Below are 25,599 nucleotides of genomic sequence, written 5' to 3'. Positions count from 1 at the left end.
TTCCGTTAAAAATTTCATCATGTTTTGGGCATAATCAAGTCTAAACCATGCATTTGCATGGTCTTTTTTAGAATTCATGTCTTGAGTCTCTGTCATCAGCCAAGCCTTTGGTCATGTTGACGGAAGGAATGAAATTTCTAGAGGGATGGGACGTTTTCATGTTCAACTGGTTGTATAAGTCAGCCCCGTTCCGCGTGCAGGTACGGGTGGCAATGCTGGCCATCGAGCTCTATCTCGCCGTGCAGCTTCTCGTGGAGGGTGTCGGTTATGTTCAGAGTGGCATCTTCAGCCGTGTTTCCATCATCAATATGGCAACACTTCTCTTTGGGATGGTGCTTGTCTGGACCGTATGGTTTTTCCTTACCAAGGCCCTGACCGAACCCATTGAAAAGCTGACGGCAATGGGTATGGGCCTGAGCCGTGGTGAAAGTCCTGATCTCAGCCTGTATGAGAACAGGACAAACTGTGTTGGACGCGTTGGCCGGATGCTGGCCTCTTTCGCCCTGAGCCTCCAGGAGCAGAAGGCAGCAGAAAAGGCGCACAGCGAGGCTGTGAACAAGGCGCTGGAAACGACGGAAAAGCTCAAGGAGCGTGAGGCCCGCACACATGCCGTCGTGGAAGAGCTGAACCGTGTCATGCAGCTTCTGGCACAGGGCAATCTGTCCATCCGCATTACCAGTGCCCTGTTTGATGGTGAATTCGGTCCCGTGCGGGAGGCTTTCAATGAATCCCTGACAGGCCTTGGCGGCGCTTTGTCCGTCGTGGCGGAAAGCTCCAACATGATCGCCAACGGGGCCAGTGAAATCTCCACGGCATCAGATGATCTGGCAAAGCGTACGGAGCGTCAGGCCGCAAGCCTTGGCCAGGTAACGGCTTCTGTCAAATCGATCGCTTCCGGCTTCAAGGTCACGGCCAGCAACTGTTCCCATGCCAGCAGCGAGACCAAGGCAACGCTGGAAAAGGTCAAGACGGCCTCTAACGGGATGGAACAGACCAGCGTGGCGATGAACTCCATCAAGACCTCGTCTGATGATATCGTGCAGATCACACGCTCTGTCAGTGACATTGCGTTCAAGACCAACGTGCTGGCACTCAATGCCAGTGTGGAGGCGGCCCGTGCCGGTGAAGCCGGACGTGGTTTTGCCGTGGTCGCCAAGGAGGTCCAGTCCCTGGCAGAGCAGTCCGCCAAGGCGGCTGACATGATCCGTGACGTGCTGGAAACCGCCACAGCCCATGTGCAGGAGGGTGTCCGCCTTGTGGCCCGGACCAGCGGTCTGCTCAAGGATGTGGAAGAAGGGACGGAAGCCCTGGCGGATCGGGTGGAGGTTGTCTCCAAGGCGACTGAGGAACAGGCCCGCAGCCTGGCAGAAGTCTCCGATGCTGTGAGCAGCATGGATGGCATGACCCAGCAGAATGCGGCGATGGTCGAAGAATCCACGGCAGCCAGCCATAACCTGACCACCCAGACCGTCAAGCTGCGTCAGACACTGGCAACTTTCACCATTGGTTCCAGCCAGAGCCTGAAGCTTTCTCATGAGCGTCCGGCCCTTCCCAATGAGACAGCTGCCCAGACACAGCCGAAGAGCAGCACGCCAATGCTGAGCAGCCAGCGTGGTGAGATCCAGCAGGATGGCAAGATATTGCCGACCCACTCTGATGATGAAGCAGGCTGGGATCATTTCTGATGGCGGCGGCAGTACAGGAGGGAATCCCCCTCATTTCTCTGCCGCAGCGTCTGGATACCGGTGCGGCGGCGGGGCTGAAGGCTCTTCTGCTGGAGGAGATCGGGGCGGCAGACGGGACGACGCCACTGCTGGATGCTTCCGGGGTCGATTATGTCGGGGGGCTGTGCCTTCAGCTCCTTCTGGCCAGCGGGCTGAAAGTTGGCCCGTGTTCTGACAAGGCAGCGGAAGCCTTCACGCTGTTTGGTGTCCAGCAGCAGCTTCTGGAATCGATGGATGAGAAGGAGAGCCGCCATGACGGATGAACCGAAGGTGAGAGTCCTGACGGTTGATGACTCCCGCACCATGCAGGGTGTCCTGCGCAAGGCCCTCAGTGAGGCCGGTTATGATGTCATCCAGGGGGGTGATGGTGTTGAAGGGCTGGAGGTGCTGCAGCAGGCGGACCCCATGCCGCAGGCCATCATCACGGACATCAACATGCCCCGGATGGACGGTTTCCAGTTCATCGAGGCGGTGCGGAAACTGGAGGCTTTCTCCAGTATTCCCATCATCTGCCTGACGACCGAAACGGATGAGGAGAAGAAGAACCGGGCCAGATCCCTCGGGGCTACGGGGTGGATAGCCAAGCCCTTCAATGCCGAGAAGCTCGTATGGGCCATCCGGCGGGTTACAGCGTAAGGGAGCGTGGATATGGGCGACGTCATGGATGATATTCTCAAGATATTCTTTGAGGAATGTGATGAGCTGCTCCCCGAGCTGGAAAGCGGGCTGGGTGAACTTTCTGCAGAGGAGTCCAGTCAGGAAACCATCAATGCCATTTTCCGGGCGGTACATTCCATCAAGGGTGGAGCGGCGTCCTTCGGTCTGGACCGTCTCGTCCGTTTTGCCCATGTCTATGAAAGTGCGTTGGATGGTCTGCGGTCCGGTCAGGTGGAGCCGGACCCGGCCATCATCAAGACGTTCTTTCTGGCGATGGACCTTCTCAGTGATCTGGTGGCCGAGGCGAAACAGGCCGGGGATGAGGTTGATGGCGGGCGGATAGACGAGACTGTCCGCAAGCTGGAGGCGATCATCGGTCAAGGGGGGGATGCCCCCGCTGCTTCTGACGTGGGGGAAACCCCTGTTCCGGAAGATTTTACCCCCGTGACGGTAGATCTGGGTGGCTTCGATTTTGATGAGCCAGCCGAAGAGAGCGGTGAATCTTCCCGGCCGAAGCTGGTCGTGACCTTCCGGCCACAGGCTGAACTATATAGCCGTGGCGATGACGCCCGGAATCTTCTGCTGGGGCTGAAGGAGCTGCTGCCGGCCGAAGATGCCGGGGCCATGGATGTAACCTGCAACACGCAGGACCTGCCCGTGCTGTCAGAGCTGGCGCCTGAGGAGGCTTGCCTGGGCTGGACGGTCCGTCTGCCGGAACCCCCGGGCGGCACGGCCGAGGATGATATCCAGGCCGTCTTCGACTGGGTTGGTGATGTCTGCGATTTTCAGATTGCCCGTGAGGAGCAGACTGACGATACGGTCGAGGCGGATGCTGTGGAAAGTCCGGCTGTCCAGGAGATGGCTCCGGCGGTTCCCGTGCCTGCCGAGACCGTGGAAAGTGAGGCACAGGCCGCCGCTCCTGCTGCTCCGGCAAAATCGGGGCGCAAGCGGGAGCAGAACGCTTCCATCCGTGTTGATATCGGGCGGATCGGCATGTTGATGGACATGGTCGGGGAGATGGTCATTGGCCAGGCCTCTCTTGAATCAGCCCTGACACGGGAGGGAGCCTTGTATGACCCGGAACTGCTCAAGCGGCTGGCTGTCATCAAGACACTGACACGGGATATTCAGGAAGCCGTCATGGCGATCCGTGCACAGCCTGTCCGCAACGTGTTCCAGCGGATGCAGCGTGTAGTGCGGGAGGCCAGCAGCCTGGCGGACAAGGATGTGGCGCTCGTGCTGGAAGGGGAGGAGACAGAGGTTGACCGGACCCTTATCGAAAACCTGACGGATCCGCTGACCCATATGCTGCGCAATGCGGTGGACCACGGGATTGAGACCCCGCAGGCCCGTCTTGCGGCAGGGAAACCGGCTCAGGGTACGATATGGCTCTCCGCCCGTCACCGTTCCGGGCGCATTCTCATCGAGATCAGGGATGATGGCGGTGGGATCAATACCCAGCGTGTCCTTCAGACAGCCATCAAACGGGGGATTGTCCCCTCCGGGGCATCGCTCGGGGAAAATGAGATCAACGAGCTGATCTTCGCTCCGGGCTTTTCCACCGCTGAAACCGTATCCGACCTTTCGGGGCGGGGTGTCGGGATGGATGTGGTCAAGCAGGCCATCCAGAATCTTGGTGGGCGTGTGAACATCAAGAGCACGCAGGGCAAGGGGACACTCTTCACCCTCAGCCTGCCGCTGACCCTCGCCGTGCTGGATGGGATGCTCATCGAGTGCCGTGGGTCCACCATGGTTGTGCCGGTATCATCCGTTGTGGAACTTGTCACGGTGCAGCTGAAGGATGATGTGTACACCATTCCGGATGGCAGTCATGTCGTTTCCGTGCGGGGGCGCTGCATCCCGCTGATCTATCTGGGAGATGAGCTGACCCTCCCGGAGGTTGAGAGTGTGCAGGAAGAGACCCATCACATGGGTCGCGCCGGGGAAGAGGGGCAGCTGATTGTCCTTGTCGTGGAGAACGAGGCTGGTGCCCGGGCAGCGCTGGTGGTGGATGGTGTCCGCGACCAGGCTCAGGTTGTCATCAAAAGCATCGAGAAGAATTACCGCCAGATCAAGGGTGTTTCGGCTGCAACCATTCTTGGGGATGGCAGCGTGTCTCTCATTCTTGATGTTTCAACACTGATTGTTTCCGCAACGAAACGTGTTGATACCCGCGCGCTGGAAGCCATCGCAGAGCGGGCAGCATAACAGGCAGGTCAGGAAAGAAAGTCATGGATCTTATGTCTCTGGAAGAAAAGAAACAGACAGACGGACAGGTGAACGGGGCTTCGGCCCTTCCCTCCGGGGGACGGGAGCAGATGATCATCTTCACCGTAGGGGACCAGCGATACTGCATTCCCATCCTGAGCATCAAGGAAATCAGGGAGTTCGAAGACCCGACCTACCTGCCGCATTGCCCTGCCTATGTGGAAGGGGCCATCAATATCCGCGGCAATATCGTAACGGTCGTCAATCTTGCCAACTATCTGGGGGCCGTGCCGGAGGCCGACAATGAGCGGCGTGTGGTCATCATCATTGAGGATGGCCAGAACCGTGCTACATGCGGGCTGCTTGTGGACAGTGTGATCGGCATCACGGAGATTGCCCTGGATGAGATACAGCCCATTTCCGTTGATGGTGGTGCAGCTGAGCTGAGTGGTCTTGTCAGCATTGGGGAGCGTGTCATCCGCATCCTGCGGCTGGATACTGTTCTGACCCGCCTGCTGGGAGATGGGGCCGTCGGTACGGCCGCAGGATGAGGGCAGGCCGATGATAAACATGGAGCCACAGGGCGGTTTCTCCTACTCGGAGGCTGATTTCCGGCGTGTGCAGGAGATCGCCCGGCAGGAAGCAGGAATCAGTCTGCCCATCTCCAAGCGCAGTCTCGTGTTTTCCCGTGTGTCCCGGCGCATCCGTGCTACCGGGCGGGCGTCCTTCCGTGATTATCTGGATTACGTCAGCATGAGGGAGGGGCAGGAGGAGCTGAAGGAGCTCATCTGTGTTCTGACAACCAATGTGACGCAGTTCTTCCGGGAGAAAAGTCATTTTGAACATCTGGAGACGCATGTCCTGCCCCAGCTGGGGCAGAAACTGCGTGCCGGAGGGCGGGGGCGTTTCTGGTCGGCAGCCTGTTCGACAGGGCAGGAGCCATGGAGCATGGCCATGTCCATCATGGCGGAGCTGCCGGATGCCTTGCGGATGGATCTCAAGATTCTGGCAACGGACATCAACCACGCAGTGGTGGAGACAGGGCGCATTGGCCAGTACCCCGGCGAGGAGGTGCAGAGTGTGCCGCAGCGCTGGCGGGATGCCTACATGGAACCCGTGGAGATGGCGCAGTTCAGCATGGCACGGGAGATACGGCGCCTTGTCACGTTCCGGCAGCTCAACCTGAATCGGGACTGGCCTTTCAAAGGTCAGTTTGATGTCATTTTCTGCCGGAATGTCGTGATCTATTTCGATGACGAAACCCGCAATGCCTTGTGGAAGCGGCTTGCCGAACGGCTGGTGCCGGGCGGATTTCTCTATGTGGGTCATTCCGAGCGGGTGGACTGCATCAGGGAGTGCCATCTCGAGGCTGTGGCGCCGACAATCTACATGAAAAAGGGTTGAGGCCATGAAAGAACGGGTCAAGGTTCTTGTAGTGGATGATTCAAGAACCGCCAGAGAGCTGATAAGGCGCTCTTTTCTCAAATATCCCGAGATTGATGTCATTGGCATGGCATCGAACCCCATCGAGGCACGGGACCTCATCATCGCCGACCAGCCTGATGTCATCACGCTGGATATCGAGATGCCGGGCATGAACGGGCTCCAGTTTCTGGAAAAGATCATGCGGCTGCGGCCGATCCCGGTGGTGATGGTGTCCAGCATGACCACACGGGGGGCCAATACGGCCATCACGGCTCTCCAGATGGGAGCTTTTGAATGTTTTCCCAAGCAGGGCGGGGCCGGGGAAGCCTTTGCCGGGTTGGGGCAGATCGTGCTGGAAGCCGCCCGCTATCAGCCCGGCCACCGGCAGGCGACCCCGGGCCCCCGGCCTGTACGGACAGAGCCTGTCGCAGGCAGCGGTACGGCGTCGTGGCGGACACCGTTCGATGTGGTGGGGATTGGCTCTTCCACCGGTGGGGTGGAAGCTGTTGAAGAGGTGATAAAAGACTTCCCGGCCAAGAGTCCGCCCATCGTCATATGCCAGCATATGCCTTCGCTTTATACGTCCAGTTTTGCTGCCCGTCTGGATAGCCTGATCCCGCAGCTTTCCGTTGCCGAGGCGCAGGATGGGGAGATGCTGGCTCCCGGCATGGTCCGTATTGCTCCCGGTGGGGAGGCCCATCTCGTGCTGGAGGGACATGCCCCACGGCTTTTCACAAGGTTGCGGTCTGGGGAGCCTGTTGGTGGTCATCGGCCATCGGTGGACAGGCTCTTCCATTCCATTGCCCAGACGGCAGGCAGGACCTCACTGGGGATCATCCTGACAGGCATGGGGCAGGATGGTGCAGAAGGGTTGCTGGCCATGCGGCGGGCCGGGGCACGGACCATAGGGCAGGACAGGGCCTCCTCGGTCGTCTATGGTATGCCCCGTGTCGCTGCCGAGCTGGGAGCTGTGGAAAAGGTTGGCTCCCTGATGGACATTCCCGGCCTGGCCATGGGCCTGCACTAGGAAAGATGAACGCCTGACGTGGCGTTCCTGATGTCAGGCCATCCTGACAAAGAGTGATTATCAGAAGGCAGAAAGGTTCATAAATGCCGTCCGCATCTCAGATTCGCGCTTTAATTGTAGATGATCAGGCCTCCATCCGGCAGGTTCTGGCCAGCCACATGGCGGCGCTCGGCTTCAAAGGGGTCGTGCAGCGTAAGGATGGGAAGGAGGCTCTGGAATATCTGGAGGCCAACCCCATCCATCTCGTGATTTCAGATTTCAACATGCCGGGCATGGATGGGCTGGCCCTGCTGGAGGCCGTGCGCTCCAACCCGAAGACAGCCAAACTGGCGTTCATCATTCTGACAGGTGAGGCAAATGCCGGGCTGGTGCAGAAGGCCGTTGCGGCGGGGGTCAACAATTTTCTGGCCAAGCCCTATACGGTCGCCAAGCTGAAGGAAACCCTGGAGAAAGTTTTCGGGCCTATCAGGTGACGGACCTGCTGAAGATCACGACTGTTATCCAGGGCGAAATCGCCATTTCGGATGACCCCGGCGTGGTGTTCGGCACGTTGCTGGGGTCGTGCATTTCAGTCTGCATGTATGATCTTCAGGCAGGGGTAGGGGGTATGAACCATTTCCTTCTGCCCGGAGAGGACTGCATGGGGAGCATGGATGCAGCTGCCTATCTGTACGGGGTAAACGCCATGAAAGGGCTGGAAACCGGGCTCATGAAGGCAGGGGGCGTGCGGGAGCGTTTCCAGTGCAAGGCGTTTGGTGGAGCGGCCGTGCTGTCCATTGCCAGTGACATTGGTCAGGAGAATGTCGGTTTTCTTCTGGATTATTTCCGGCGGGAGGAGATCCGCTGTGTGTCTTACAGTTTTGGTGGCAACCAGGTGCGGCGTATCCGTTTCTGGCCAACGACAGGAAAAGTTCTTCAGAACCTGTGCTGACCGGCGACCGGTCGTGATGATGGGAGAGGCCGGTATGGAGAGAGAAAGATGATGCCCAAAGATACAGGAACCCAGCCTGTCGGGGAGGCAGACAGCATAAGGGCCTCGGTGCTGATGAAGAGGCTGGGGGCCATTCTGGATGATGTCTGTGGTCGGCTCTCGGATGTTCAGGATGTCGTTTCAGATTATGTCGGCACGGGAGAGCTGGATGCCGGGCAGATGGAACGGCTCCAGAGTCTTGATGCCCTGACACAGGAGGTTGAAGCCGTCCGTACCGTGCTGGAGCAGGTGGAACAGGCGGCTCCGGAGATCGGCAATCCCCGTTATGGGATGGGTACCGTTCTGGCGGGTGTAAAGCTTTCGCAGATAAGGGATATGCTGCGGTATGGCCAGACGGCGGACCTGAAAGAAGACAGGGGCAATTTTACCTTGTTCTGACCCTGACCTATGTTCTATGTGCCAAGTAGGGCAAGGTTATCCGGTGTGGTACCGCAAGCTGTGGCTGGCCGCATCGGAGCATCTGGAGAGAGCTGATGGCAGGGAGGGAACAGGGGGCGAATCTTATTGGCGTCATTGCCGAAACCGCCCGGGGTGCCGTTTTTCAGCCGCATGGCCACGTTGCGGGGCCGGCCAGACGTTTTCTGGCCGGGTATCATGAATCCGCAGGGCTTGTGGGGATGGGTGTACAGATGCTCCCTGTCCTTCTCGAGGGGCAATGGCCATTTCCCGGCACGGGCGGACTGGGGCAGGAGAAACGGTGTCTTGTCGGCCAGGGAGATGGCAGCGGCAATGACAGTGTCTATGATTCGATCCTGCGTCATCACCCTCCTTTGGTGCGGGAGGTGGATGAGATTGTCATTTCTTTCATCCCTGCCAGCATGTTCCAGCGTTGTTCCATAGGAGAAGCGTTGAACATCGGGCGGCTGGCAGCCTGTTTTGACCTTGCTTCATGGTTTGTGGATACCTTGCCCGGTCAGACCAGCAGCGGCTTTTATGAGCTGACGAAGCTGGATGTCAAAGCGCTTTCCCTGGGTGTCTGGGTCAATGTTCTGGTGACGTGGCTGTACGGAATGGACGTCCTGTCAGCCCGGGCGTTGCAGAAGATGCGTCTGGCCATCTGTGGCATCGTCATGGAAAATCTGGCACTGCTGAAGCTTGGCCCTTCAGCCCCGGCCTGTAGCAGTACGGCGGTTCTGCCAAAGAAATGTCTGGTGGAGGCCTATATGGGGCTGTACCCTGGCATGATGGGCAGGGTGGCGCGCATGCTTGCCTTCTGTCCGGAGGAACATATCCTCAAGACAGCCGGCTGTCCCGAGCGGGTGTGCCGTGATGTGCTCAGCAGGTCACTTGATTTCTTTCAGAGCAAGCAGGCTGTATGAGCTACTTTTTTTCGTCAGATTTTCCCTATAAGAAGTGACGGGGCCACTTTTGCGGTGTGTTTTGTGCAATCGGGCCAGTTGTTGGGGAGAAGTGGGAATATGGCAGCGTTTTCCATGCTGACTATTCTGCGTATTTTTTTAAACAGGTCCCGTGTGGGGGCCTGCTCTGTTCTGCTGCCATCCGTGGCGGCAATGTCTTTTGGGGCTTCGCCTTCGATGGCCGCTGATGGCAGCCGGGCAGGTCAGCCTCTGCTCTATTCGGCCCAGGGTGCCCTGTCTCATGCCATGCAGACACCTGCCGTCGTAAAGCAGACAGAGAAAGCACCAGAGCGACAGGTTATCCTTACACGGGACGGAAAACCTGTCCAGCAGGTATCCGTGGTGCAGAAACCGAAGGTAGTGGATGCCGAGAAGACGGCGGCCCATTATATCCATGACATGGGGTTGCGGCGTCGGCCATATTCCAATTATCCGACGGAAGAATTCGGTGTGTTCGGTGAGAACGGGCGTGAGCTGCTCGAGCGCGTGAACATTCCTTTGCATGAAGGGGATCCGACCAATAATGATGGGCCGCCGCTGCCCCGGCCAGAAGCACTCTTCCAGAAAATGCGTTGGAATGAGTGGCTGCGGGACCGTGGTGTGGTCGTCCTGCTGGACAACACCAACGAATTTTCTGGTGCCATCACCTCTCCGAGGAAAGGGCTGGGGTTGAGGCAGGGGTCCTCCAATACGGGACAGTATGGTTTCGAGAATGACATTGACTGGTACAAGCTGGCCGGGATCCCCGGGTTCCAGACCCATGTCATCGGTGTAGGCCGTTACGGTATTCCAGCCAGCAGGATGTTTGGCGACAATGTGAACCCCAGCCAGGAAATCTATGGTGGTGGTGGTAACGTGGCGTTCCATCTCGTCTATTTCTACGGGGAAGAGACTCTCTGGGGTGGACGGCTGAATATCGCAGCAGGCCGCATGTCCATGGATTCGGACTTCGCCATCAGCCCGATCTACTGTAACTTCATGAACAACGCTTTCTGCGGAAACCCCAAGGCCGTTACGGATACGTACACACGGTCATCCTATCCGGGGTCAAGCTGGGGGGCCCGTATTCGTGGCCGTCCTACAGACAGTACCTACATCCAGGTCGGTGTCTATTTTCCCGAGCGCGGTATTTATGGCGTGCAGCAGAATCGCAGCGGGTTCAAGTTCAATGGCGGGACCATCAGCGGGGTCGTGACCCCGATCGAGGTTGGCTGGGAGCCTGAGTTTGGTAAACAGCAGCTGCCGGGTCACTACAAATTTGGGTTCTCCCCGGATACGTCCGACCATTATCTTGGTGTGTATAGTCCTCCCAATCGGCGCAATGCATGGCGGACCCGGATGACCATTCCCAACTGCCCGACCTGTCAGGGGGTGGGCGATGAGGTTCCCGGTACGGGTATCCGTCGTAATTTCAACTGGAGCATGTGGTTCCTCGCGGACCAGATGATCATGAAGAACAAGACACAGGACACGCCAGAAGGGGGACTGGTGGCCTTCTTTGATGCATACTGGAACAAGCCAGCCACAGCCATGCGTGGCAAGCTGTATGCATTCGGTCTTGTGGATACGGGCTTCTGGCCAGCCCGCCCGCTGGATACGGTGGGTGTTTCCTTCTCCTATACCGGTTCCAGCAGCTATACCCGTGCTGCGCAGCGGTTCCAGGTGGATCATGGGATGGCTCCGGAGGGGGCGACCGCCTATTATGCGAGTGGCGGGGCGCCGCTCCTGTGGGGGTCTTATGGTGTGCAGCGCTGGGGCAGCACGCTGGAGGCCACCTACCGCATCCATGTCATGCGGGGTGTGACCTTTGCGCCGGATTTCCAGTATTACTTCCATCCGGGGATGCAGCGTGTCCTGAAGGATGCCGCCATGCTGGGCTTCAAGTCCCACATCCAGCTCTTCTGATGACGCTTCCTGCTTCCCGATGCAGAGGGGAAGCAGGAGGCTCGGGCCCCTTTCCAGCCACAGGCCGGAAAGGGGTTTTTTTATGGGCTTACTGGTTGGATGGAGGAGGCTGAGGCGTAGGGTCCGTGCGGGTCATGGCTTTGCCACGGACGAGCCAGTAAGCGGCGGAGAGTGACAGAACAGCGGCTGAAAGCGCCAGAAGTTCACGGACATTCACGCCATTCAGGTCCAGCACGATGAACTTGCGTACGGCTGCCATCATGCCGATGAGCAGGACGGACCTCATGCGGATCATTCCCTGTGATTCCGAACCGGGAAGAACGAGGATGGAGTGGCGGAATTCCAAGGCGATCAGGACGGTGAAGAACAGCCCGAAGACTTCCTGCAATATGGCAGGCTCCGTGGGGCTGAGGCCGGCATGGATGATGAGCTTTGCCACTGCCACCACGACATGCAGCAGCCCCAGGCAGGCCACCAGCGTGATGCAGATGGACAGGACCAGCATGGCCGCTCCTTCAAACATGTCGAACAAGCGGGACAGTGTGACGAAGCCGGGCAGGGTGCTTTTCATGGAGTAGGGGATGCCTTTGATGTGGGTGCTAATGATTTTTCAATATTCTTTTGCAGTATGTATTGGGAATTTGAGAATTATCTACCATAAGTCAACATATGTTTCATCCTCCGTTCTAATTCATTTCTGGTGTCAGTAAAAATATTATACTGCGTACGATAATTGTTCAGTGAAAGAAGGGTCGAGATTCCAATGAAAGCTGGGCGTATTTTTTTATGTCTTGCTATGGCCTTCTTAAGTCTTTCTGTAAAATCAGGAGAGGGAGGGCTGTTGATGTTAATTCCATCATTCACCATGGAATCCATAATAGGGTGGGCAACTTTTATTACTTTTTCAGCAAAAACCATAGCTTCTTCTTTGGTGGGGAATTTTCCTTTGTGGACAGCATCATTTCTGATTTTGGTGATGTTTGTGTCCAACAGGAGAGGTGTTTCTTTTTTTTGGAGGAGATACATAAATACAAAAGCACCGATTTGCCTTTCTGATTGATTGCGGACATTCTTCCAAGACTTTTCAATTTGCTTTTCATCTATTGAATTTTTGTGGGCATAAAATCGGATAAAGTATTCGAATAACCTTTCAAGGCACGTGGAAAACGAGAATATGGACTCCCTATAAAAACCTTTTGCAAGTGAATATAGAGCCATTTGTGATAGTATTTCGAATTTGCTGTTTTGTAATATAGTTAGGTTTTCGTGTCCATGGATGCATGTGAAATGAAAAAAACCTTCATCATTGAAACCTTCGGTATAGAACCTTGGATCTTTTTTTATTATGTCATTGTTTACTGTCTCTGAGATGTAAGAAATATTTTTCTCTTTTAGTTCATTAAACATACAATCATGACAGGGGATACAAAAAAACATAGCATTGCCCTAATGGAATACAGAGTTGAAACAGGTCGTGGTACAAGCAGCTTGGCGAGCATAATACTCCATAAAGCTCTTTCTCTCAGAGAGCCAGCGGAGTGGGTATAATTTAAGGGAAAATCGTGGTGCCGGATGAGAGATTCGAACTCCCGGCCTTCGGTTTACAAAACCGCTGCACTACCACTGTGCTAATCCGGCAACGGGGGCGTACATCTCATTTTTCCCTCCAGAAATCAAGTGGAAAATCAGGGGAGTGGGGAAAAAATCCCGGCCAGGAAACAGCCGGGCAGGTCAGCGGCCCGTGGTGGCGGGCTCCTGGTGCTGCATGAGATGGGCTGGGGGCGCAAGGACAGGGCCATCCTGTACAAAGCCATAGCCATCAGAAGAAAGGCCACGATGGCCGATGGCCTGGTTGGGTCTGTTACAGCCCCCCATGTTGAGCAGGGAGAGCACAAGGCCTGTCAGGAGGAAGAAACGGGGATGGCAGAAAGTCGGCATGGGCTTCCGTGGGTTGGTCAAAGAGGTGGGCAGGATTGCCGGTCAGCACGAAGAGGGAAACAGTCTATCCTTCAGGGTGCGGGCAATGGCTTTGTAAGCCTGTGATGCAGGATGATCCGGGTCACGCAGGACAAGAGGGGTTCCTTCATCAGCACTGCATCTTATATCCCGCAGCAGGGGAATTTCCCCAAGGAAAGGAATGTTGAGGGCCTCGGCTTCCTTGCGGGCCCCACCATGGCCGAAGAGGTCAGTCCGTTCCTGACAGTGCGGGCAGCAGAAATAGGACATGTTCTCGATCAGCCCCAGCACGGGCGTTTCGGTCTTCTCAAACAGCGTGACACCCCGGCGGGCATCAAGCAGGGCAATGTCCTGCGGGGTGGAGACGATGACGGCCCCACCGGCCTTCAGCTTGTCCGAAAGCTTGCGGGTCAGGGTCAGCTGGGCATCTCCGGTGCCGGGTGGCAGATCGACCACCAGTACATCCAGCGCCCCCCAGGACACATCACTCATGAGCTGGGTCAGGGCGCCCATGACCATGGGACCACGCCAGATCATGGCCTGTTCCTTGTCAACCAGATAGCCGATGGACATCGTCTCCATGCCCCAGCGTTCCAGTGGGCGCAGCCTGCCATTCTCGACAACAGGTTTCTGGGTTTCACCCAGCATGTGGGGAAGAGAGGGGCCGTAAATGTCAGCATCCAGCAGGCCGGTCCGAAGGTCCAGCCGGGCCAGGCTGCATGCCAGATTGACGGCTGTGGTGGACTTCCCCACGCCTCCCTTGCCGGACGCCACGGCAATGACGGCCCGCACATCGGGCAAGCAGGCTTCCGGGGGGGCGGAGCGGCCTGTGAGTCGCTTCCCGAGAGCCAGAGGCCGGTGCCCGCTTTCTGCACCGACCTTGCGGGGGGCGGGGCCTGCCGGGCGATGAGCTGTGAGGGACAGGGTCAGACTGCTGACGGCGGGGTGCTGCCTGAGCCTGTCCTCCAGTGTCGTCTGAGCGTCCTGGAGGAACGCCGCACCTTTAGCTGTTGTCCGCAGAATGAGGTGGAGATGGCCCTTTTCCAGTGTCAGGGCTTCTATGCTGGTCTGACGTGCAGGCTCTTCTGCTGTGAGAAAGTCGGAGATGAGGTCTTTCAGGGAAGAGATGTCGGTGGCTGTCATGGGGCAGGACCTCTCATGCAACGCCCCTCATGAGGCAAAAAAACACAAACTTGCAGGCTGGAAGGATGACGTCCGGTCCGCCGTGGAGTAGATTCTACAGCATGAGCCGATTCATGTCTTCTTCTCTTCTGTCTTCCTCCCGCATGAGGGTGGCCCGCTGGCTGTCCTGTTTCGTGCTTTCTGGTATTCTTGGCCAGTCCGGTGGAGCCTGGGCGCAGGATGATGTGCCGATGCCGACCCTGCCGGGGGAAGAGCTGCCGCAGGGGGGGAGCGTGACAACCCGTGCTGCGCATGAGGCGGCCATGATGCCCGGTTTTGCGGCACTGGTGGAGCGGCTCCTGCCTGCTGTGGTGAATATTTCCGTCTCCAGCGTGATCCACCCTGATGAACAGCAGCCGGACGGGCCGGATGGCAGTACACCGTCCGGGCCGCAATCATCCCCTTTCCCGCCAGGGTCACCGCTCGAGAAGTTTTTCCATGACTATCTCCACCGCCGTCATGCCGATGGTCACCCTGCCCGTCAGGTACAGGCGCTGGGGTCCGGCTTCATCATCGATCCTTCTGGCGTGGTGGTGACGAACAATCACGTCATTGACAATGCCCAGCAGGTGAGCGTGACCCTGTCGGATGGGACGGAATATCCGGCACGGATTGTCGGGCGGGATAGCAAGGAGGACCTTGCCGTCCTTCAGGTGAAGGCAGACCGGCCCCTGCCGTCCGTCCCGCTGGGGCATAGTGACGATGCCCGCATCGGAGACTGGGTGCTGGCCATCGGCAATCCGTTCGGTCTGAGTGGCACGGTGACAGCTGGCATCATTTCGTCCCGCAAGCGGAATGTCGATCACGGTTTGTATGACGACTTCATCCAGACGGACGCAGCCATCAATCACGGTAATTCAGGTGGCCCGCTCTTCAATCTGAAGGGTGAGGTCATCGGGATCAATACGTTGATTTATGGCGGGTCTGGTGGGGATTCCATCGGCATCGGCTTTGCCATTCCTTCGGATGATGCCCGAGGCATCATCAACCAGTTGCGGCAGACAGGCCATGTCCGGCGTGGCTGGTTGGGTGTGCGCTATCAGGATGTCACCCGCAACATGGCAGAAGACCTTGATTTCTGGAAAGCGGATGTGCCCGGAAAAGAACGGGGAACGGGGGCCATCGTTGCCGAGGTCAGCAAGGATGGGCCGGCCCGGAAGGCAGGTTTGCAGGTTGGGGACATTCTGACAGCCCTGAATGGTCAGCCGGTGACAGGCCAGACCCTGCCCCGGCTCGTGGCGGGGTATCAACCGGGAGAGACGGTGCATTTCACCCTTTGGCGGCGTGGCAGCTATCAGACGCTGGATCTGACCCTGGGGCGCAACCCCGATGAGAAGGATCCCCTTCCTTCCGACACGCACCCGCCGGAACATCCGGTAAAGACCCTGAAAGAACTGGGGGTGAAGCTGGGCGTGGTCGATGAAGCGGCCCGGACGCAGTATGGCCTGACTGACAGCCAGAGGGGTGTGCTGGTGATGCGTGTCTATGAGGGTAGCCCCGCTGCCAGCCGTGGGTTGACGGAAGGGAATCTGGTGCTTCAGGTCGGGCAGCAGGAGGTCAATACACCGGAGGCCCTGCAGGCTGCGCTGGACCGTGCCCGTGAGCTGAAGCGGACGGATATTCTTCTGTTGGTGCAGGATGGTGAGGGGCTGCGCTGGGTGGCTGTGCCATTGGGGGGACAGCAACCCCAGCCGTGATGGAGCAGACCCGCCTTACAGGCCACGGTCCCGCTTTATCTGGTCCCATGCGGCATTGATGCGGGCCACACGCTCCTGTGCTGCTTTCCGTTGAGCATCGCTCATGGGGCGCTGGGCAAGACGGTCCGGGTGATGTTCACGGATCAGCACACGCCAGCGTGTCCGGACTTCGCCATCCGTTGCCGTTGCACTGATGCCCAGCACACGATAGCACTCTGCCGTTGATGATGTGGAGGCAGCCCGGGGCTGGCCGTCCTCGGCCCGCTCCCAGGCCCGTTCTGAAAGGCGGAAGGCTTTGTGCGTCCGGCGGAGATAGTCCATTTCTGCCGGATGCAGCGGGGCCCCGGCAGGCAGGTCTGCCCTGGCAATGCGGAAGAGGACGCTGAGCAGTGTTTCCAGCGGCTCCGGCTTGTCGGCAAAGGCACGCCCCAGCTCACGGGCATAAAGTTCGAAATCGTCCGTCCGGTTCCGGGCCCGATCAAAAAGCAGGCCAACCTCTTTCTGGTTGTCTTCAGGGAACCGGAAGGCCGTCTTGAAGGCTTCAATCTCGGCCCGGTTCACGGGGCCATCGATTTTGGCCAGCTTGGCGGAGAGCGTGACGACACCAAGGCCGTAGAGCTGATCCGTCTTTCCCAGCAGGGCAGAGAGTTTTGCGGCGGTGAAGAAGGCGGCATTATGCGGGTCGGGCTGCCCCCGTGCGGGGAAACGGTCGCCCCATGTGCCGGAGAGCGGGGTCAACAGTCTGTCCGTATCGCTCATATGGCCCAGAATGGCCCCGAGAAGACCGCCGACCGGCCCCCCGGCGGCAAAACCGGCAATACCACCAAACATTTTCCCCCAGAAAGCCATCGATGCCCTCCCTGTTCACATGGTTGTAAACTCTATCACGGGGACAGGGGAGGGCGGAACAGGAATATGCGGTCTTTCCAAGACGGGTCACACGGGGGCTGACGGGGCCTGGTTCAGGGCAAAGCGTAGTGCCGTGAGGCGAAGCAGGGAGGCCAGCGTCTGTTCCGGGGGGCGATGCCTGTCCAGCCGGGCGATGAAGGCTGCCAGGGCAAGCTGTTCGGCACGGGCCATGGTCTCCAGAACCTGCCAGAATTCGGCTTCCAGAGCGATGGAGGTTCTGTGCCCGTACAGGCTGAGGCTGCGCTTCTGCAACTGTGGTGGGGGTGGAGGAGGAGCGTGCATGGGGGAAGTGTGGCAGCTGGCATTGTGTGTGGAAAGGGATTTTCTTGTCAGCTCCGGCGCAGGCCGCCATCATGAGGCATGAGATTCTTTTGTTCTGCTGTTTTTGCCTTTTTTGTCTTTCTTGCTGGCCAGACAGGTCGGGTGTCTGCTGACCCGGTGGCGGCCCCGCCTTCCGTGGTGACCCTGTTCGAAAGGGTGAAGACCGACCCTGTCCGGCTGGAGCTGTTCCTTAGGGCCTTCCCCAAGGGAGCGGACCTGCACAACCATCTTTCCGGGGCGGTCTATGCCGAGAGTTTCCTCAAATGGGCAGCGGGGGATGGCCTCTGCGTTTCGCTGAAGGAGCGGACCATTCTGGCCAGTCATTGCCCAAAGCCGGGGGAGGGGCAGGTCCCGGCAGATGGTCTGCCAGGGAATGAAACCGGCTGGAATGAGATGGTCAATGCGTTGTCCATGCGCAATTTCATTCCTACGGAACATGACCGCTCCGGCCATGATCATTTCTTTGCGACCTTTCTGCGGTTCATGGTGGTGGAGCCAAGGCATCAGGGGGACATGCTGGCCGAGGCTGCCGAGCGGGCTGCCCGTGACAATGTGCAGTATCTGGAATTGCAGATCGCTCCCATTACCTTTGATGCATTGGGGGAGATGATGAAGGCTGCTGCCCTGCCTCCCTTGAGGACGGAAGCTGATTTCAGTCGGGCTTATGAGGCTCTGAAGCCCGCCCTGGGGCAGATGGCAGCCCTGTCCCATGCGGCCATTGATGAGATGGAGGCCCGTGCCCGAACCATCATGAAGTGCGGCACAGCGCAGGCTTCCGCAGGGTGTGGGGTGACGGTGCGCTATCAGTATTCCGCCCTGCGGACATTTCCGGCACCGTTTGTCTGGGTACAGCTCGTGGCGGCGTATGAGAGTGCTCGCCAGGATACCCGGCTGGTCGGCGTCAACATCGTGGCGCCGGAAGATGATCCGGTGGCCCTGCGGGACTATGACCTGCACATGCAGATGTTCCGTACTCTGAACCGGCTGTATCCGGGGACGAATCTGAGCCTTCATGCGGGGGAGGTGACACCGTCTCTCGTGCCGCTGGGCGATCTGGACCATCATATCCGGGCGGCGATTGACGTGGCGGGGGCCAAGCGGATCGGCCATGGTGTGGATGTTCTGTGGGAGCATGACCCGGCCTCTCTGCTGGAAGAGATGGCACGGCGCTCCATTCTGGTGGAGATCAATCTGACCAGCAATGATGAGATTCTGGGTATCAGGGATGGGCGGCATCCTTTTTCGCTTTACAGGCAGGCCGGTGTGCCCGTGGCGCTCTCGACAGATGATGAAGGTGTATCCCGTAGCGATCTGACGCAGGAATACATGCGGGCCGTATTGGCCTACCATCTGGATTATCCGACACTTGTCCAGCTGTCCCGTACGGGGCTGGAATATGGGTTCATGCCGGGGCAGAGCCTCTGGGCCGGGCATCATCTGGGGCAGGCTGTGCCGGCCTGTTCGGGCATGGTGCCGGGTGGAAGCGCCGCTCCGGCCTGCGAACGGTTTCTGAAGGACAATATGAAGGCACGGCTGCAATGGCAGCTGGAGGCCCGTTTTCAGGCTTTCGGGCAGGATGTGATGAAGAATCCCCTGCTGCGGTCCGTGCCCTGAGACAGGCCGGAGAGAACGATGGGAAGGAAAGGCATGTGATGAGACAGGCAGTGAAGGCGGGCTGGATGTATGGTCTTGGTCTTCTGGTCGGGCTGGTGGCAGCGGGGGCGGGGTCTGCCCGTCCGGCACAGGCTGCCCCGCTGGAGGTACACGTCGTGGTGGTGACAACCTTCGAGCTGGGGCAGGATAGTGGCGACATGCCGGGAGAGTTCCAGCACTGGGTGGAACAGTACCCGCTGGAACAAACACTGCCCGCACCGGGGATGGAGCACGGTGTCCTTCGCTATAATGCGCAAGACCATGTGCTTGGGCTGGTCAGTGGTGAGGGACCGGGCCATATGGCAGCGGCCATTACCGCTCTGGCGCTGGACCCCCGGTTTGACCTCCGCCATGCCTATTTCGTTCTGGCAGGGATTGCCGGTGTGAATCCCAATAAGGGCAGCATCGGGTCTGCCGCCTGGGCGCTGCATGTCGTGAATGGCGGGGCAGCCCATCTGATTGATTCACGTGAAATTCCGTCCGATTGGCCGGATGGTTTTACGCCGTTGCAGGGCCATGTACCGGATGAGCAGCCACGGCCACCGCTCCATTCCATCGCTGGGGACATGGCCTATACGTTGCGACCTTCCCTTGTGCGCTGGGCTTATGAAAGGACACGCCATATCGCTCTGCCGGACAATGAAAAACTTCAGGCCCATCGCCGGGCCTATCAGGGTTTCCCCGAGGCACTGAAGCCGCCGCATGTGATGATGGGTGATACGATCTCCGGTGAGACATACTGGCTTGGAGCACTCATGAACCGGTGGGCGGAACGCTGGGTCGCTTACTGGACGGACCATCAGGGCGAGATGGTCACGACGGCAGAGGAGGACATTGGCCTCTGTCAGGCACTGGCGTTGCAGGCCAGAGCAGGACGTGTGGATGACCGGCGCCTCCTTATCCTGCGGACGACCAGCAATTTCGACATGCCGCCCAACGGCGTGGCACCGGCCACCATGCTGGCCAATGCAGCGCATGAGGAAAACCTGCCGGGCCTTTATGCCTCCACCAGTGCGGCCTATCAGGTGGCCAGCCCAATCGTGCGGGAGCTGGCCACCCATTGGGGGAGCTATGAAGGACAGGTGCCCTGAAGGAACGACCTAGCCCTGCTGGTAGCGGGGCATGGGCCATTCATCCTCGCTCCAGTCGCCCCTGGCCCAGTTCTGGCGGAGCTGGGTGGCGGTCTGTTCCAGCGTTCCTGCCACGATGGCGGCCCGTATCTGGCGCATGAGCCGCTGATAATAGGCGAGATTGTGGAGGGTCAGGAGCATCGGCCCGAGCATCTCGTTGGCCCGGAAGAGGTGGTGCAGATAGGCCCGGCTGTACCGGCCTGCCATCGGGCTGTCATCTTCGGGGGAGATGGGGCGGGTGTCCTCGGCGAAGCGGGCATTGCGGAGATTTAGCGTGCCCCGCTCCGTATAGGCCCGGGCAGTACGGCCTGCACGGGACGGCATGACGCAGTCGAACATGTCGCAGCCCCGCATGACGGCACCCAGCAGGTCATCTGGCGTGCCGACGCCCATCAGATAGCGGGGCTGGTCCTCGGGCAGCATGGGAGTCGTGTAATCCAGCGTGGAGAACATCAGCTCCTGCCCTTCGCCTACGGCAAGCCCCCCGATGGCGTAGCCCTCGAAGCCGATCTCCCGCAGGGCAAGGGCGGAGCGTTCCCGCAGGTCCTGTTCCGTGCCGCCCTGCACGATGCCGAACTGCCCATAGCCGGGGCGGGCGATGAAGGCTTCACGGGAGCGGGCGGCCCATCGCATGGACCGCTCCATGGAGGCTTCCAGCACGTCCTTCGTGGCGGGCAGGGCCGGACATTCATCAAAGGCCATGGTGATGGTGGCATCCAGTTTGTACTGGATGTCCGTCGAGCTTTCAGGCGTCAGACGGTGGGAGCTGCCATCAATGTGGGAACGGAAGGTGACGCCATCTTCATCCATCTTCCGCAGCGGCCCCAGAGACATGACCTGGAATCCGCCGGAATCTGTCAGGATGGGGCCGGGCCAGTCCATCATGCGGTGCAGCCCGCCGAGACGCTGGACCCGCTCTGCCGTGGGGCGCAGCATGAGGTGATAGGTGTTGCCCAGCACGATGCCCGCCCCGGTGGCCCGCACATTGTCCATCGTGATGCCCTTGACGGTCCCGACGGTTCCGACCGGCATGAAGGTCGGTGTCGGTACGCTGCCATGACGGGTATGCAGCCAGCCTGCCCGGGCCCGCCCACACTGGGCGTCTTTCTGCCAGTGCATGCGGTCGGATGGGGTAAGGTTGGGGCGGATGGACTCGGTCGTCATGGGGCACGTTCCAGAAGGCAGGCATCACCGTAGGAATAGAAGCGCAGCCCTTCGGCAATGGCGTGATGATAGGCATGGCGCATGGTCTCCGTACCGGCAAAGGCACAGACCAGCATGAAAAGGGTGGAGCGGGGCAGGTGGAAGTTGGTCAGCAGGGCGTCCACCGCCCGGAAGCGGTAGCCCGGCCGGATGAAGATGGAGGTTTCGCCTGTCCATGGATGAACGATACCCTGTTCATCCGCCGCACTTTCCAGCAGGCGCAGGCTGGTGGTGCCTACGGCAACGACACGGCCGCCATTGGCACGGGTCCCGTTGATGAGACGGGCCGTTTCCTCATCAATATGGCCCCATTCCGCATGCATTTTATGTTCGGCAATGGTGCTGCGGACGGGCAGGAACGTCCCGGCTCCGACATGCAGGGTGAGGGTCTGTTTTTGTATGCCTCTGGCCGCAAGGGCCTCCAGCAGTTCTTCCGTGAAATGCAGTCCCGCTGTCGGTGCTGCCACGGCCCCACGAAAGCGGGAGAAAATGGTGCGGTAGTCGCTGTTGTCGGCTTCAGTCGGACCATTGGGGCGGGCAATGTAAGGCGGCAGGGCCAGGGCGGCCCGGCGTTCCAGAAAGTCATCGAACTCATCGCCTTCGACCGAGAAGCGGAGGGTCACGGCCCCATCGCCCTCATTGGTCAGGACGTCCGCCGTGACGGGATCATCCTCGAAGTGGAGCCGGTCGCCGGGGCGGAGCTTGCGGGCATTGCGGGCGAGAGCATGCCACTGCCCTTCCGGCAGGATGCGGTCCAGCGTGATGCCGATTTTTGCGTCACCCCGTCGGGCCTCCATTTTTGCCCGGATGACTTCCGTATCATTGGCGACGAGCAGGTCGCCTTCCTTCAGCAGTTCGGGAAGATTGCGGATGCGATGGAGGGAGAGGGTTGCATCATCAGTTCCTGCAAGGGCCGGTGGGACGACATGCAGGAGCTGTGCCATGTCACGGGGGCGGGCAGGTTCTGTGGCGATATGGTCACGAGGGAGCGTGAAATCGAAGAGGGAGAGGTCGTCAGTCATTCCGGGGACATGGTTGGAGAAACAGGCCAGTCAGCGAAAAGGGGGCTTATGGCCCCCTCCACGTTGCTGATCCGTTGTGAATGGAGAGATCAGTGACGACCCAGCTGATGCTTGAGGGCGTCGATCAATGTCTGCACCTGCCCGCCATGGCGGGTGAGGTAGGTCGTGTAGTCGCTGCGCTGTGTCAGGCGCATGCTGGCACCCTCACCATACAGGTCCACCACCTTGGGCGGTTCGCCATCAATGACGGCCGTCATCAGGATGGGGGGCTGATGCGGACGGGAAATCTGAAGGGTCACCTTCTGGCCTGCCGGGGAGGGCACACTGTCCACCAGGCGGACGGAAATGTTCTGATATTCCCCCACGCGGGCCGTGACAGCATTCAGCAGTACGTCCTGAAACAGCTCAAGATAAAGCTTCTGCTGTTCCGGCGTGGCGATCCGCCAGTAGCGGCCCAGGCAGTAGCGGCCGATTCCTGGTACGTCCACATTGGCCCGCAGGAGGGGCAGAAGGGCTTCGCGCTTTTTGGCCAGCGAAGTGTCGCTGTTCAGGACGGCCACCAGTTTCCCGCCAAAATCATTGACAAACGCCTTTGCTTCATCACTGGAGGGAGTGGCGAAGGCCAGCGTGGGAATGAGAGCGAACAGGCTGGCAGCTCCCAGAATGGTGCGGCGTGTAAGCTGACGGAGCATCATGTTTAGGGATCCTTCCAATAAAGGCTGTCCTCATGGGGACGGAATGGTCAGTACCAGTCGGGGGTGGTGGCGCGGTGATCAGCCTTGAGGGTATCGATCTGGCTCTGACGCTGCTGCTGCCATGCACTTCGCATGAAAGCATAAGGGTCGAGACTTTGGTGTTCCAGCTGGTCCAGCTGGTCTGTACTGTCTGCAAAGGTATTGAAGGTGCCGAGAATGTTGTAGCCCCAGTTGAAGCTGATGAGGCCATACCCTCTGGGCACGTAGTTGATGGGTGTCAGCCCCTGGCCGATGGCATAGCCTGCGGCATCACGGAAATTGGTAGGACCAAGCCCGGGCAGGAAAATGTAAGGCCCGGATTTGACCCCCCACAGCGCCATGACCATGCCAGGGTCTGTCTCATGCTGCTTGTAGCCAAGATGCTGGGCAACGTCATAGAAGCCAGCCGTCGTCATGTTCAGCAGGAAACGCATGAAGGAATCCCCCGCACGCCGCGGGCGCCCTGCCCCCACATCGGAGAAGAAGACGGCGGGTTGGCGCCATGTCTCGTTCAGCGTGGCGACAGAGGTGCGGATGGGCTGGGGAATGTTGTTTTTCCAGAACCGTCCTACCGGCCGCAGGGCCTTGTGATAGACCCACATGTTGAGGCTGAACATCTTGCGGTTGAAAGGCTCGTAAGGGTCGTTGACCGCCTTGTAATCCGCCAGATCGTCCGGGTCGGTCGGCGGCTTGGCGTGGAGGGAACCACACCCGCCGAGCGACAGCAGGGCCAGGCAGCCGACCAGTGCGGAAAGTGCAGTGAGTCTGCCTCGATGATGCTGTTTTGTGCTGCCTGTGCACGCCATGCTGCTGCCGCTCCTGTTTTTTTCTTTCTTCAAGGCCCGGCTATGCGGCTTGCCACGTCATCCACCAGGAGATGGCAGCGGCATACCTTTAACGGGAACGGGCCGTAACATACGTCTGATTCCACATGCGCAAGTCATGAAGACCAGTGAACTCAAGCATATGGTACTTGCTCCATGCTGCCTACCCCTTTCGAATATCAGGCATGTTAAGAAAAAGAAGTATTGCATTTTTGCATCGTTAGGTTTTCTGATGGACACCAGCCCTGAAGGGGACGCTTCCTGCCCCCTCCCGGGAGGAGCGCAGCCCGTCGTCCTGGCGGGTCCTGTATTTCGTGGAGTGCGAGAGATTTTATGTCTTTTCTGAAGAGTCGCAGCTGGCTTCTGTCTGCCAGCGCTTTGGTTGCCAGTGTGGCCCTGTCTGGCATGGCTGCCGCAGCGCCAACGGTCCAGACAAAGGACTGGGGTCGTCTTTCCACTGGCAAGAAGGTGCAGGCAATCACCCTGACCAATGATCATGGGGTGAAGGTTGTCGTGCTGACCTATGGCGCCATCATCCATGAGATGGACGTGCCGGACCGCAATGGCCGTCTGGGGAACGTTGTTCTGGGCTTTCCGAACATTGCCGGGTACGAAAACCATAACTCCGACCCGCACTTCGGTGCCGTGCTGGGGCGTGTGGCCAACCGTATTTCCGGTGGTGTCTTCACTCTGGAAGGTGAGAAGTATCATACGAGCGTCAATGAGGGGCCGAACACCCTCCATGGCGGTGCTGAGAGCTTTGACCGCAAACTCTGGAAGATCGTTCGCAAGGGCGTGGACTCCCAGGGGGCCTATGTTGTGCTGAAGATGGTCAGCCCCGATGGTGATCAGGGCTTCCCGGGTGAGCTGAAGACGCAGGTTACCTATCGTCTGAGCGGCAACGACACGCTGAGCCTGAAGTTCAATGCGACGACCAAGGCTCCGACGGTCGTGAACCTGTCCACGCACAACTACTGGAACCTCAATGGCGAGGGTTCCGGGAGCATTGCTCCGGAAGTGGTGCAGATCTATGCTGACCGTTTCCTGAGGACAGACGAGCACTCCATTCCGACGGGTGAGCTGGCCTCTGTTGAGGGGACGCCGTTCGATTTCCGTCAGCCCCGCACGGTGGGTGAAGGCCTGGGCAGTGCAGACCCGCAGATGGCTCCGCAGGGTGGCTATGACAAGTGCATGGTCCTCATCGGCCCATCCCAGCCGGGCAATACGGAGCGTGTCGTGGCCCGTGTGACGGATCCCCGTTCCGGCCGTGTGATGGAAGTTGCCACCAACATGCCGGGGATGCAGTTCTATTCTGGCAACCATCTGTATGGCAATTATCAGGGTCCGTCTGGCCGCCCCTATGGCAAATGGGAATCTCTGGCTTTCGAACCTGAATTCTTCCCGAACAGCCCGAACATGCCGAGTTTCCCGAGCATCGAGCTGAAGCCGGGTCAGACCTATGATTACGGGATGAGCTTCCATTTTTCCCGCCAGTAAGGGCTGAGGCTTTCAGGAGCTGAATCCTGGGAAAGGAGCCGGGCCGGTGCAGTCATGCATCGGTCCGGCTTTTTCATTGGTGGGTATTCCGGCTTTGTGGTGAGCTGAAAAGAGGGCCGGAACAGATCATCAACAGTAGAAGAGGGCGGTTTTCTCAGGAGTCGCCTGATTCCATC

The 25,599-nt window shown here is 58.9% G+C and carries 26 protein-coding genes and 1 tRNA gene; 16 read left to right on the top strand and 11 right to left on the bottom strand.

Features of this window, described 5'->3' with window-relative positions:
- Positions 1 to 158: 158 nt before the first annotated feature.
- The 12 genes from ASO19_RS01505 to ASO19_RS01450 all read left to right on the top strand — a co-directional run bounded on the left by ASO19_RS01505 (position 159) and on the right by ASO19_RS01450 (position 11,295).
- On the top strand, positions 159 to 1,685 hold the full coding sequence (locus ASO19_RS01505; protein ID WP_043558218.1) for a methyl-accepting chemotaxis protein: 1,527 nt from the start codon (positions 159 to 161) through the stop codon (positions 1,683 to 1,685).
- Positions 1,685 to 1,987 carry a hypothetical protein gene (locus ASO19_RS01500; RefSeq protein ID WP_086431288.1) on the top strand — a complete coding sequence of 101 codons (303 nt, stop codon included), beginning with the start codon at positions 1,685 to 1,687 and terminating at the stop codon, positions 1,985 to 1,987. The genes ASO19_RS01505 and ASO19_RS01500 overlap by 1 nt, the downstream gene beginning before the upstream one ends.
- Positions 1,977 to 2,360 (top strand): response regulator, encoded by a 384-nt coding sequence (locus ASO19_RS01495; RefSeq protein ID WP_043558224.1) that lies wholly within the window; start codon positions 1,977 to 1,979, stop codon positions 2,358 to 2,360. Before ASO19_RS01500 ends, ASO19_RS01495 begins: the two co-directional genes overlap by 11 nt.
- A 12-nt stretch (positions 2,361 to 2,372) precedes the next feature.
- Positions 2,373 to 4,589 (top strand): chemotaxis protein CheA, encoded by a 2,217-nt coding sequence (locus ASO19_RS01490; protein ID WP_103765238.1) that lies wholly within the window; start codon positions 2,373 to 2,375, stop codon positions 4,587 to 4,589.
- Positions 4,590 to 4,612: 23 nt separating this feature from the next.
- A complete protein-coding gene (locus ASO19_RS01485; protein WP_227431512.1) occupies positions 4,613 to 5,140 on the top strand; it encodes a chemotaxis protein CheW in 528 nt (175 codons plus the stop codon).
- 10 nt (positions 5,141 to 5,150) lie between these two features.
- The gene (locus ASO19_RS01480; protein WP_103765237.1) at positions 5,151 to 5,993 is read left to right on the top strand and encodes a CheR family methyltransferase; all 843 of its coding nucleotides are present in this window, start codon (positions 5,151 to 5,153) and stop codon (positions 5,991 to 5,993) included.
- A gap of 4 nt (positions 5,994 to 5,997) precedes the next feature.
- Positions 5,998 to 7,041, top strand: a complete 1,044-nt coding sequence (locus ASO19_RS01475; RefSeq protein WP_043558228.1) for a protein-glutamate methylesterase/protein-glutamine glutaminase — start codon at positions 5,998 to 6,000, stop codon at positions 7,039 to 7,041.
- Between the two features lie 83 nt (positions 7,042 to 7,124).
- Positions 7,125 to 7,514 carry a response regulator gene (locus ASO19_RS01470; protein WP_043558231.1) on the top strand — a complete coding sequence of 130 codons (390 nt, stop codon included), beginning with the start codon at positions 7,125 to 7,127 and terminating at the stop codon, positions 7,512 to 7,514.
- Positions 7,511 to 7,972, top strand: coding sequence for a chemotaxis protein CheD (locus ASO19_RS01465; protein ID WP_043558235.1), 462 nt, complete (start codon positions 7,511 to 7,513; stop codon positions 7,970 to 7,972). Before ASO19_RS01470 ends, ASO19_RS01465 begins: the two co-directional genes overlap by 4 nt.
- Positions 7,973 to 8,020: 48 nt before the next feature.
- Positions 8,021 to 8,410, top strand: a complete 390-nt coding sequence (locus ASO19_RS01460; RefSeq protein ID WP_043558238.1) for a hypothetical protein — start codon at positions 8,021 to 8,023, stop codon at positions 8,408 to 8,410.
- Positions 8,411 to 8,505: 95 nt separating this feature from the next.
- Positions 8,506 to 9,351: a hypothetical protein gene (locus tag ASO19_RS01455; protein WP_043558241.1), complete on the top strand. Its 846-nt coding sequence runs from the start codon at positions 8,506 to 8,508 to the stop codon at positions 9,349 to 9,351.
- 99 nt (positions 9,352 to 9,450) lie between these two features.
- Complete coding sequence (locus ASO19_RS01450; protein WP_248630644.1) at positions 9,451 to 11,295, top strand: carbohydrate porin; 1,845 nt, start codon at positions 9,451 to 9,453, stop codon at positions 11,293 to 11,295.
- An 88-nt stretch (positions 11,296 to 11,383) separates the two neighbouring features.
- On the opposite strand, the gene ASO19_RS01445 is transcribed toward ASO19_RS01450, so the two are convergent.
- The 5 genes from ASO19_RS01445 to ASO19_RS01425 form a co-directional block, all read right to left on the bottom strand.
- A complete protein-coding gene (locus tag ASO19_RS01445) occupies positions 11,384 to 11,866 on the bottom strand; it encodes a phosphate-starvation-inducible PsiE family protein (protein ID WP_086431285.1) in 483 nt (160 codons plus the stop codon).
- Between the two features lie 77 nt (positions 11,867 to 11,943).
- Positions 11,944 to 12,702, bottom strand: a complete 759-nt coding sequence (locus tag ASO19_RS01440) for a hypothetical protein (protein WP_103765236.1) — start codon at positions 12,700 to 12,702, stop codon at positions 11,944 to 11,946.
- 156 nt (positions 12,703 to 12,858) lie between these two features.
- Positions 12,859 to 12,933 (bottom strand) — tRNA-Thr (locus tag ASO19_RS01435).
- A gap of 93 nt (positions 12,934 to 13,026) precedes the next feature.
- Positions 13,027 to 13,233, bottom strand: coding sequence for a hypothetical protein (locus tag ASO19_RS01430; protein WP_103765235.1), 207 nt, complete (start codon positions 13,231 to 13,233; stop codon positions 13,027 to 13,029).
- 42 nt (positions 13,234 to 13,275) lie between these two features.
- Positions 13,276 to 14,394 (bottom strand): Mrp/NBP35 family ATP-binding protein, encoded by a 1,119-nt coding sequence (locus ASO19_RS01425; RefSeq protein WP_103765234.1) that lies wholly within the window; start codon positions 14,392 to 14,394, stop codon positions 13,276 to 13,278.
- A gap of 113 nt (positions 14,395 to 14,507) precedes the next feature.
- Here ASO19_RS01425 and ASO19_RS01420 point away from each other — a divergent pair, with 113 nt between their 5' ends.
- Positions 14,508 to 16,130 (top strand): Do family serine endopeptidase, encoded by a 1,623-nt coding sequence (locus ASO19_RS01420; RefSeq protein ID WP_227449680.1) that lies wholly within the window; start codon positions 14,508 to 14,510, stop codon positions 16,128 to 16,130.
- A gap of 15 nt (positions 16,131 to 16,145) precedes the next feature.
- Here the strand turns inward: ASO19_RS01420 and ASO19_RS01415 are convergent, their stop codons facing one another.
- Positions 16,146 to 16,979, bottom strand: a complete 834-nt coding sequence (locus ASO19_RS01415; RefSeq protein WP_043558249.1) for a TerB family tellurite resistance protein — start codon at positions 16,977 to 16,979, stop codon at positions 16,146 to 16,148.
- Between the two features lie 87 nt (positions 16,980 to 17,066).
- The gene (locus ASO19_RS01410) at positions 17,067 to 17,321 is read right to left on the bottom strand and encodes a ribbon-helix-helix domain-containing protein (RefSeq protein ID WP_043558252.1); all 255 of its coding nucleotides are present in this window, start codon (positions 17,319 to 17,321) and stop codon (positions 17,067 to 17,069) included.
- Positions 17,322 to 17,399: 78 nt separating this feature from the next.
- Between ASO19_RS01410 and ASO19_RS01405 the strand changes: the two genes are divergently transcribed.
- Both ASO19_RS01405 and ASO19_RS01400 read left to right on the top strand, forming a co-directional pair.
- Positions 17,400 to 18,974: an adenosine deaminase family protein gene (locus ASO19_RS01405; RefSeq protein WP_258036052.1), complete on the top strand. Its 1,575-nt coding sequence runs from the start codon at positions 17,400 to 17,402 to the stop codon at positions 18,972 to 18,974.
- A gap of 38 nt (positions 18,975 to 19,012) precedes the next feature.
- Positions 19,013 to 20,104 carry a purine nucleoside permease gene (locus tag ASO19_RS01400; RefSeq protein ID WP_103765285.1) on the top strand — a complete coding sequence of 364 codons (1,092 nt, stop codon included), beginning with the start codon at positions 19,013 to 19,015 and terminating at the stop codon, positions 20,102 to 20,104.
- 9 nt (positions 20,105 to 20,113) lie between these two features.
- Here ASO19_RS01400 and tgt read toward each other — a convergent pair whose 3' ends face one another.
- From tgt to ASO19_RS01380, 4 genes are all read right to left on the bottom strand, one after another.
- A complete protein-coding gene (tgt, locus tag ASO19_RS01395; protein ID WP_086442121.1) occupies positions 20,114 to 21,262 on the bottom strand; it encodes a tRNA guanosine(34) transglycosylase Tgt in 1,149 nt (382 codons plus the stop codon).
- Positions 21,263 to 21,303: 41 nt separating this feature from the next.
- A complete protein-coding gene (gene queA / locus ASO19_RS01390) occupies positions 21,304 to 22,368 on the bottom strand; it encodes a tRNA preQ1(34) S-adenosylmethionine ribosyltransferase-isomerase QueA (RefSeq protein WP_081562715.1) in 1,065 nt (354 codons plus the stop codon).
- An 89-nt stretch (positions 22,369 to 22,457) separates the two neighbouring features.
- Positions 22,458 to 23,063 (bottom strand): MlaC/ttg2D family ABC transporter substrate-binding protein, encoded by a 606-nt coding sequence (locus ASO19_RS01385; protein WP_227656505.1) that lies wholly within the window; start codon positions 23,061 to 23,063, stop codon positions 22,458 to 22,460.
- Positions 23,064 to 23,110: 47 nt separating this feature from the next.
- Complete coding sequence (locus ASO19_RS01380; RefSeq protein ID WP_081563399.1) at positions 23,111 to 23,908, bottom strand: MlaA family lipoprotein; 798 nt, start codon at positions 23,906 to 23,908, stop codon at positions 23,111 to 23,113.
- A gap of 351 nt (positions 23,909 to 24,259) precedes the next feature.
- Between ASO19_RS01380 and ASO19_RS01375 the strand changes: the two genes are divergently transcribed.
- Complete coding sequence (locus ASO19_RS01375) at positions 24,260 to 25,423, top strand: aldose epimerase family protein (protein ID WP_081562714.1); 1,164 nt, start codon at positions 24,260 to 24,262, stop codon at positions 25,421 to 25,423.
- Positions 25,424 to 25,599: the final 176 nt, after the last annotated feature.

It is taken from the genome of Parasaccharibacter apium (assembly GCF_002917995.1).
GTDB classification, from domain to species: domain Bacteria; phylum Pseudomonadota; class Alphaproteobacteria; order Acetobacterales; family Acetobacteraceae; genus Bombella; species Bombella apis.
Note: the sequence above shows the minus strand (reverse complement) of the source record. Positions and strands in the feature narration are given on the sequence as shown.

Bases quoted from the DNA above. Each gene is read 5' to 3' on its own strand.
- ASO19_RS01460 (WP_043558238.1), top strand. From the start codon at position 8,021: ATGATGCCCAAAGATACAGGAACCCAGCCTGTCGGGGAGGCAGACAGC.
- ASO19_RS01505 (WP_043558218.1), top strand. From the start codon at position 159: ATGTTCAACTGGTTGTATAAGTCAGCCCCGTTCCGCGTGCAGGTACGG.
- ASO19_RS01470 (WP_043558231.1), top strand. From the start codon at position 7,125: ATGCCGTCCGCATCTCAGATTCGCGCTTTAATTGTAGATGATCAGGCC.
- ASO19_RS01415 (WP_043558249.1), bottom strand. From the start codon at position 16,979: ATGGCTTTCTGGGGGAAAATGTTTGGTGGTATTGCCGGTTTTGCCGCC.
- ASO19_RS01380 (WP_081563399.1), bottom strand. From the start codon at position 23,908: ATGGCGTGCACAGGCAGCACAAAACAGCATCATCGAGGCAGACTCACT.
- ASO19_RS01420 (WP_227449680.1), top strand. From the start codon at position 14,508: ATGTCTTCTTCTCTTCTGTCTTCCTCCCGCATGAGGGTGGCCCGCTGG.
- ASO19_RS01490 (WP_103765238.1), top strand. From the start codon at position 2,373: ATGGGCGACGTCATGGATGATATTCTCAAGATATTCTTTGAGGAATGT.
- ASO19_RS01450 (WP_248630644.1), top strand. From the start codon at position 9,451: ATGGCAGCGTTTTCCATGCTGACTATTCTGCGTATTTTTTTAAACAGG.
- ASO19_RS01480 (WP_103765237.1), top strand. From the start codon at position 5,151: ATGATAAACATGGAGCCACAGGGCGGTTTCTCCTACTCGGAGGCTGAT.
- ASO19_RS01425 (WP_103765234.1), bottom strand. From the start codon at position 14,394: ATGACAGCCACCGACATCTCTTCCCTGAAAGACCTCATCTCCGACTTT.
- ASO19_RS01500 (WP_086431288.1), top strand. From the start codon at position 1,685: ATGGCGGCGGCAGTACAGGAGGGAATCCCCCTCATTTCTCTGCCGCAG.
- ASO19_RS01375 (WP_081562714.1), top strand. From the start codon at position 24,260: ATGTCTTTTCTGAAGAGTCGCAGCTGGCTTCTGTCTGCCAGCGCTTTG.
- ASO19_RS01440 (WP_103765236.1), bottom strand. From the start codon at position 12,702: ATGTTTAATGAACTAAAAGAGAAAAATATTTCTTACATCTCAGAGACA.
- ASO19_RS01405 (WP_258036052.1), top strand. From the start codon at position 17,400: ATGAGATTCTTTTGTTCTGCTGTTTTTGCCTTTTTTGTCTTTCTTGCT.
- ASO19_RS01445 (WP_086431285.1), bottom strand. From the start codon at position 11,866: ATGAAAAGCACCCTGCCCGGCTTCGTCACACTGTCCCGCTTGTTCGAC.
- ASO19_RS01410 (WP_043558252.1), bottom strand. From the start codon at position 17,321: ATGCACGCTCCTCCTCCACCCCCACCACAGTTGCAGAAGCGCAGCCTC.
- ASO19_RS01455 (WP_043558241.1), top strand. From the start codon at position 8,506: ATGGCAGGGAGGGAACAGGGGGCGAATCTTATTGGCGTCATTGCCGAA.
- ASO19_RS01400 (WP_103765285.1), top strand. From the start codon at position 19,013: ATGAGACAGGCAGTGAAGGCGGGCTGGATGTATGGTCTTGGTCTTCTG.
- ASO19_RS01430 (WP_103765235.1), bottom strand. From the start codon at position 13,233: ATGCCGACTTTCTGCCATCCCCGTTTCTTCCTCCTGACAGGCCTTGTG.
- ASO19_RS01475 (WP_043558228.1), top strand. From the start codon at position 5,998: ATGAAAGAACGGGTCAAGGTTCTTGTAGTGGATGATTCAAGAACCGCC.
- tgt (WP_086442121.1), bottom strand. From the start codon at position 21,262: ATGCACTGGCAGAAAGACGCCCAGTGTGGGCGGGCCCGGGCAGGCTGG.
- ASO19_RS01485 (WP_227431512.1), top strand. From the start codon at position 4,613: ATGGATCTTATGTCTCTGGAAGAAAAGAAACAGACAGACGGACAGGTG.
- queA (WP_081562715.1), bottom strand. From the start codon at position 22,368: ATGACTGACGACCTCTCCCTCTTCGATTTCACGCTCCCTCGTGACCAT.
- ASO19_RS01385 (WP_227656505.1), bottom strand. From the start codon at position 23,063: ATGATGCTCCGTCAGCTTACACGCCGCACCATTCTGGGAGCTGCCAGC.
- ASO19_RS01495 (WP_043558224.1), top strand. From the start codon at position 1,977: ATGACGGATGAACCGAAGGTGAGAGTCCTGACGGTTGATGACTCCCGC.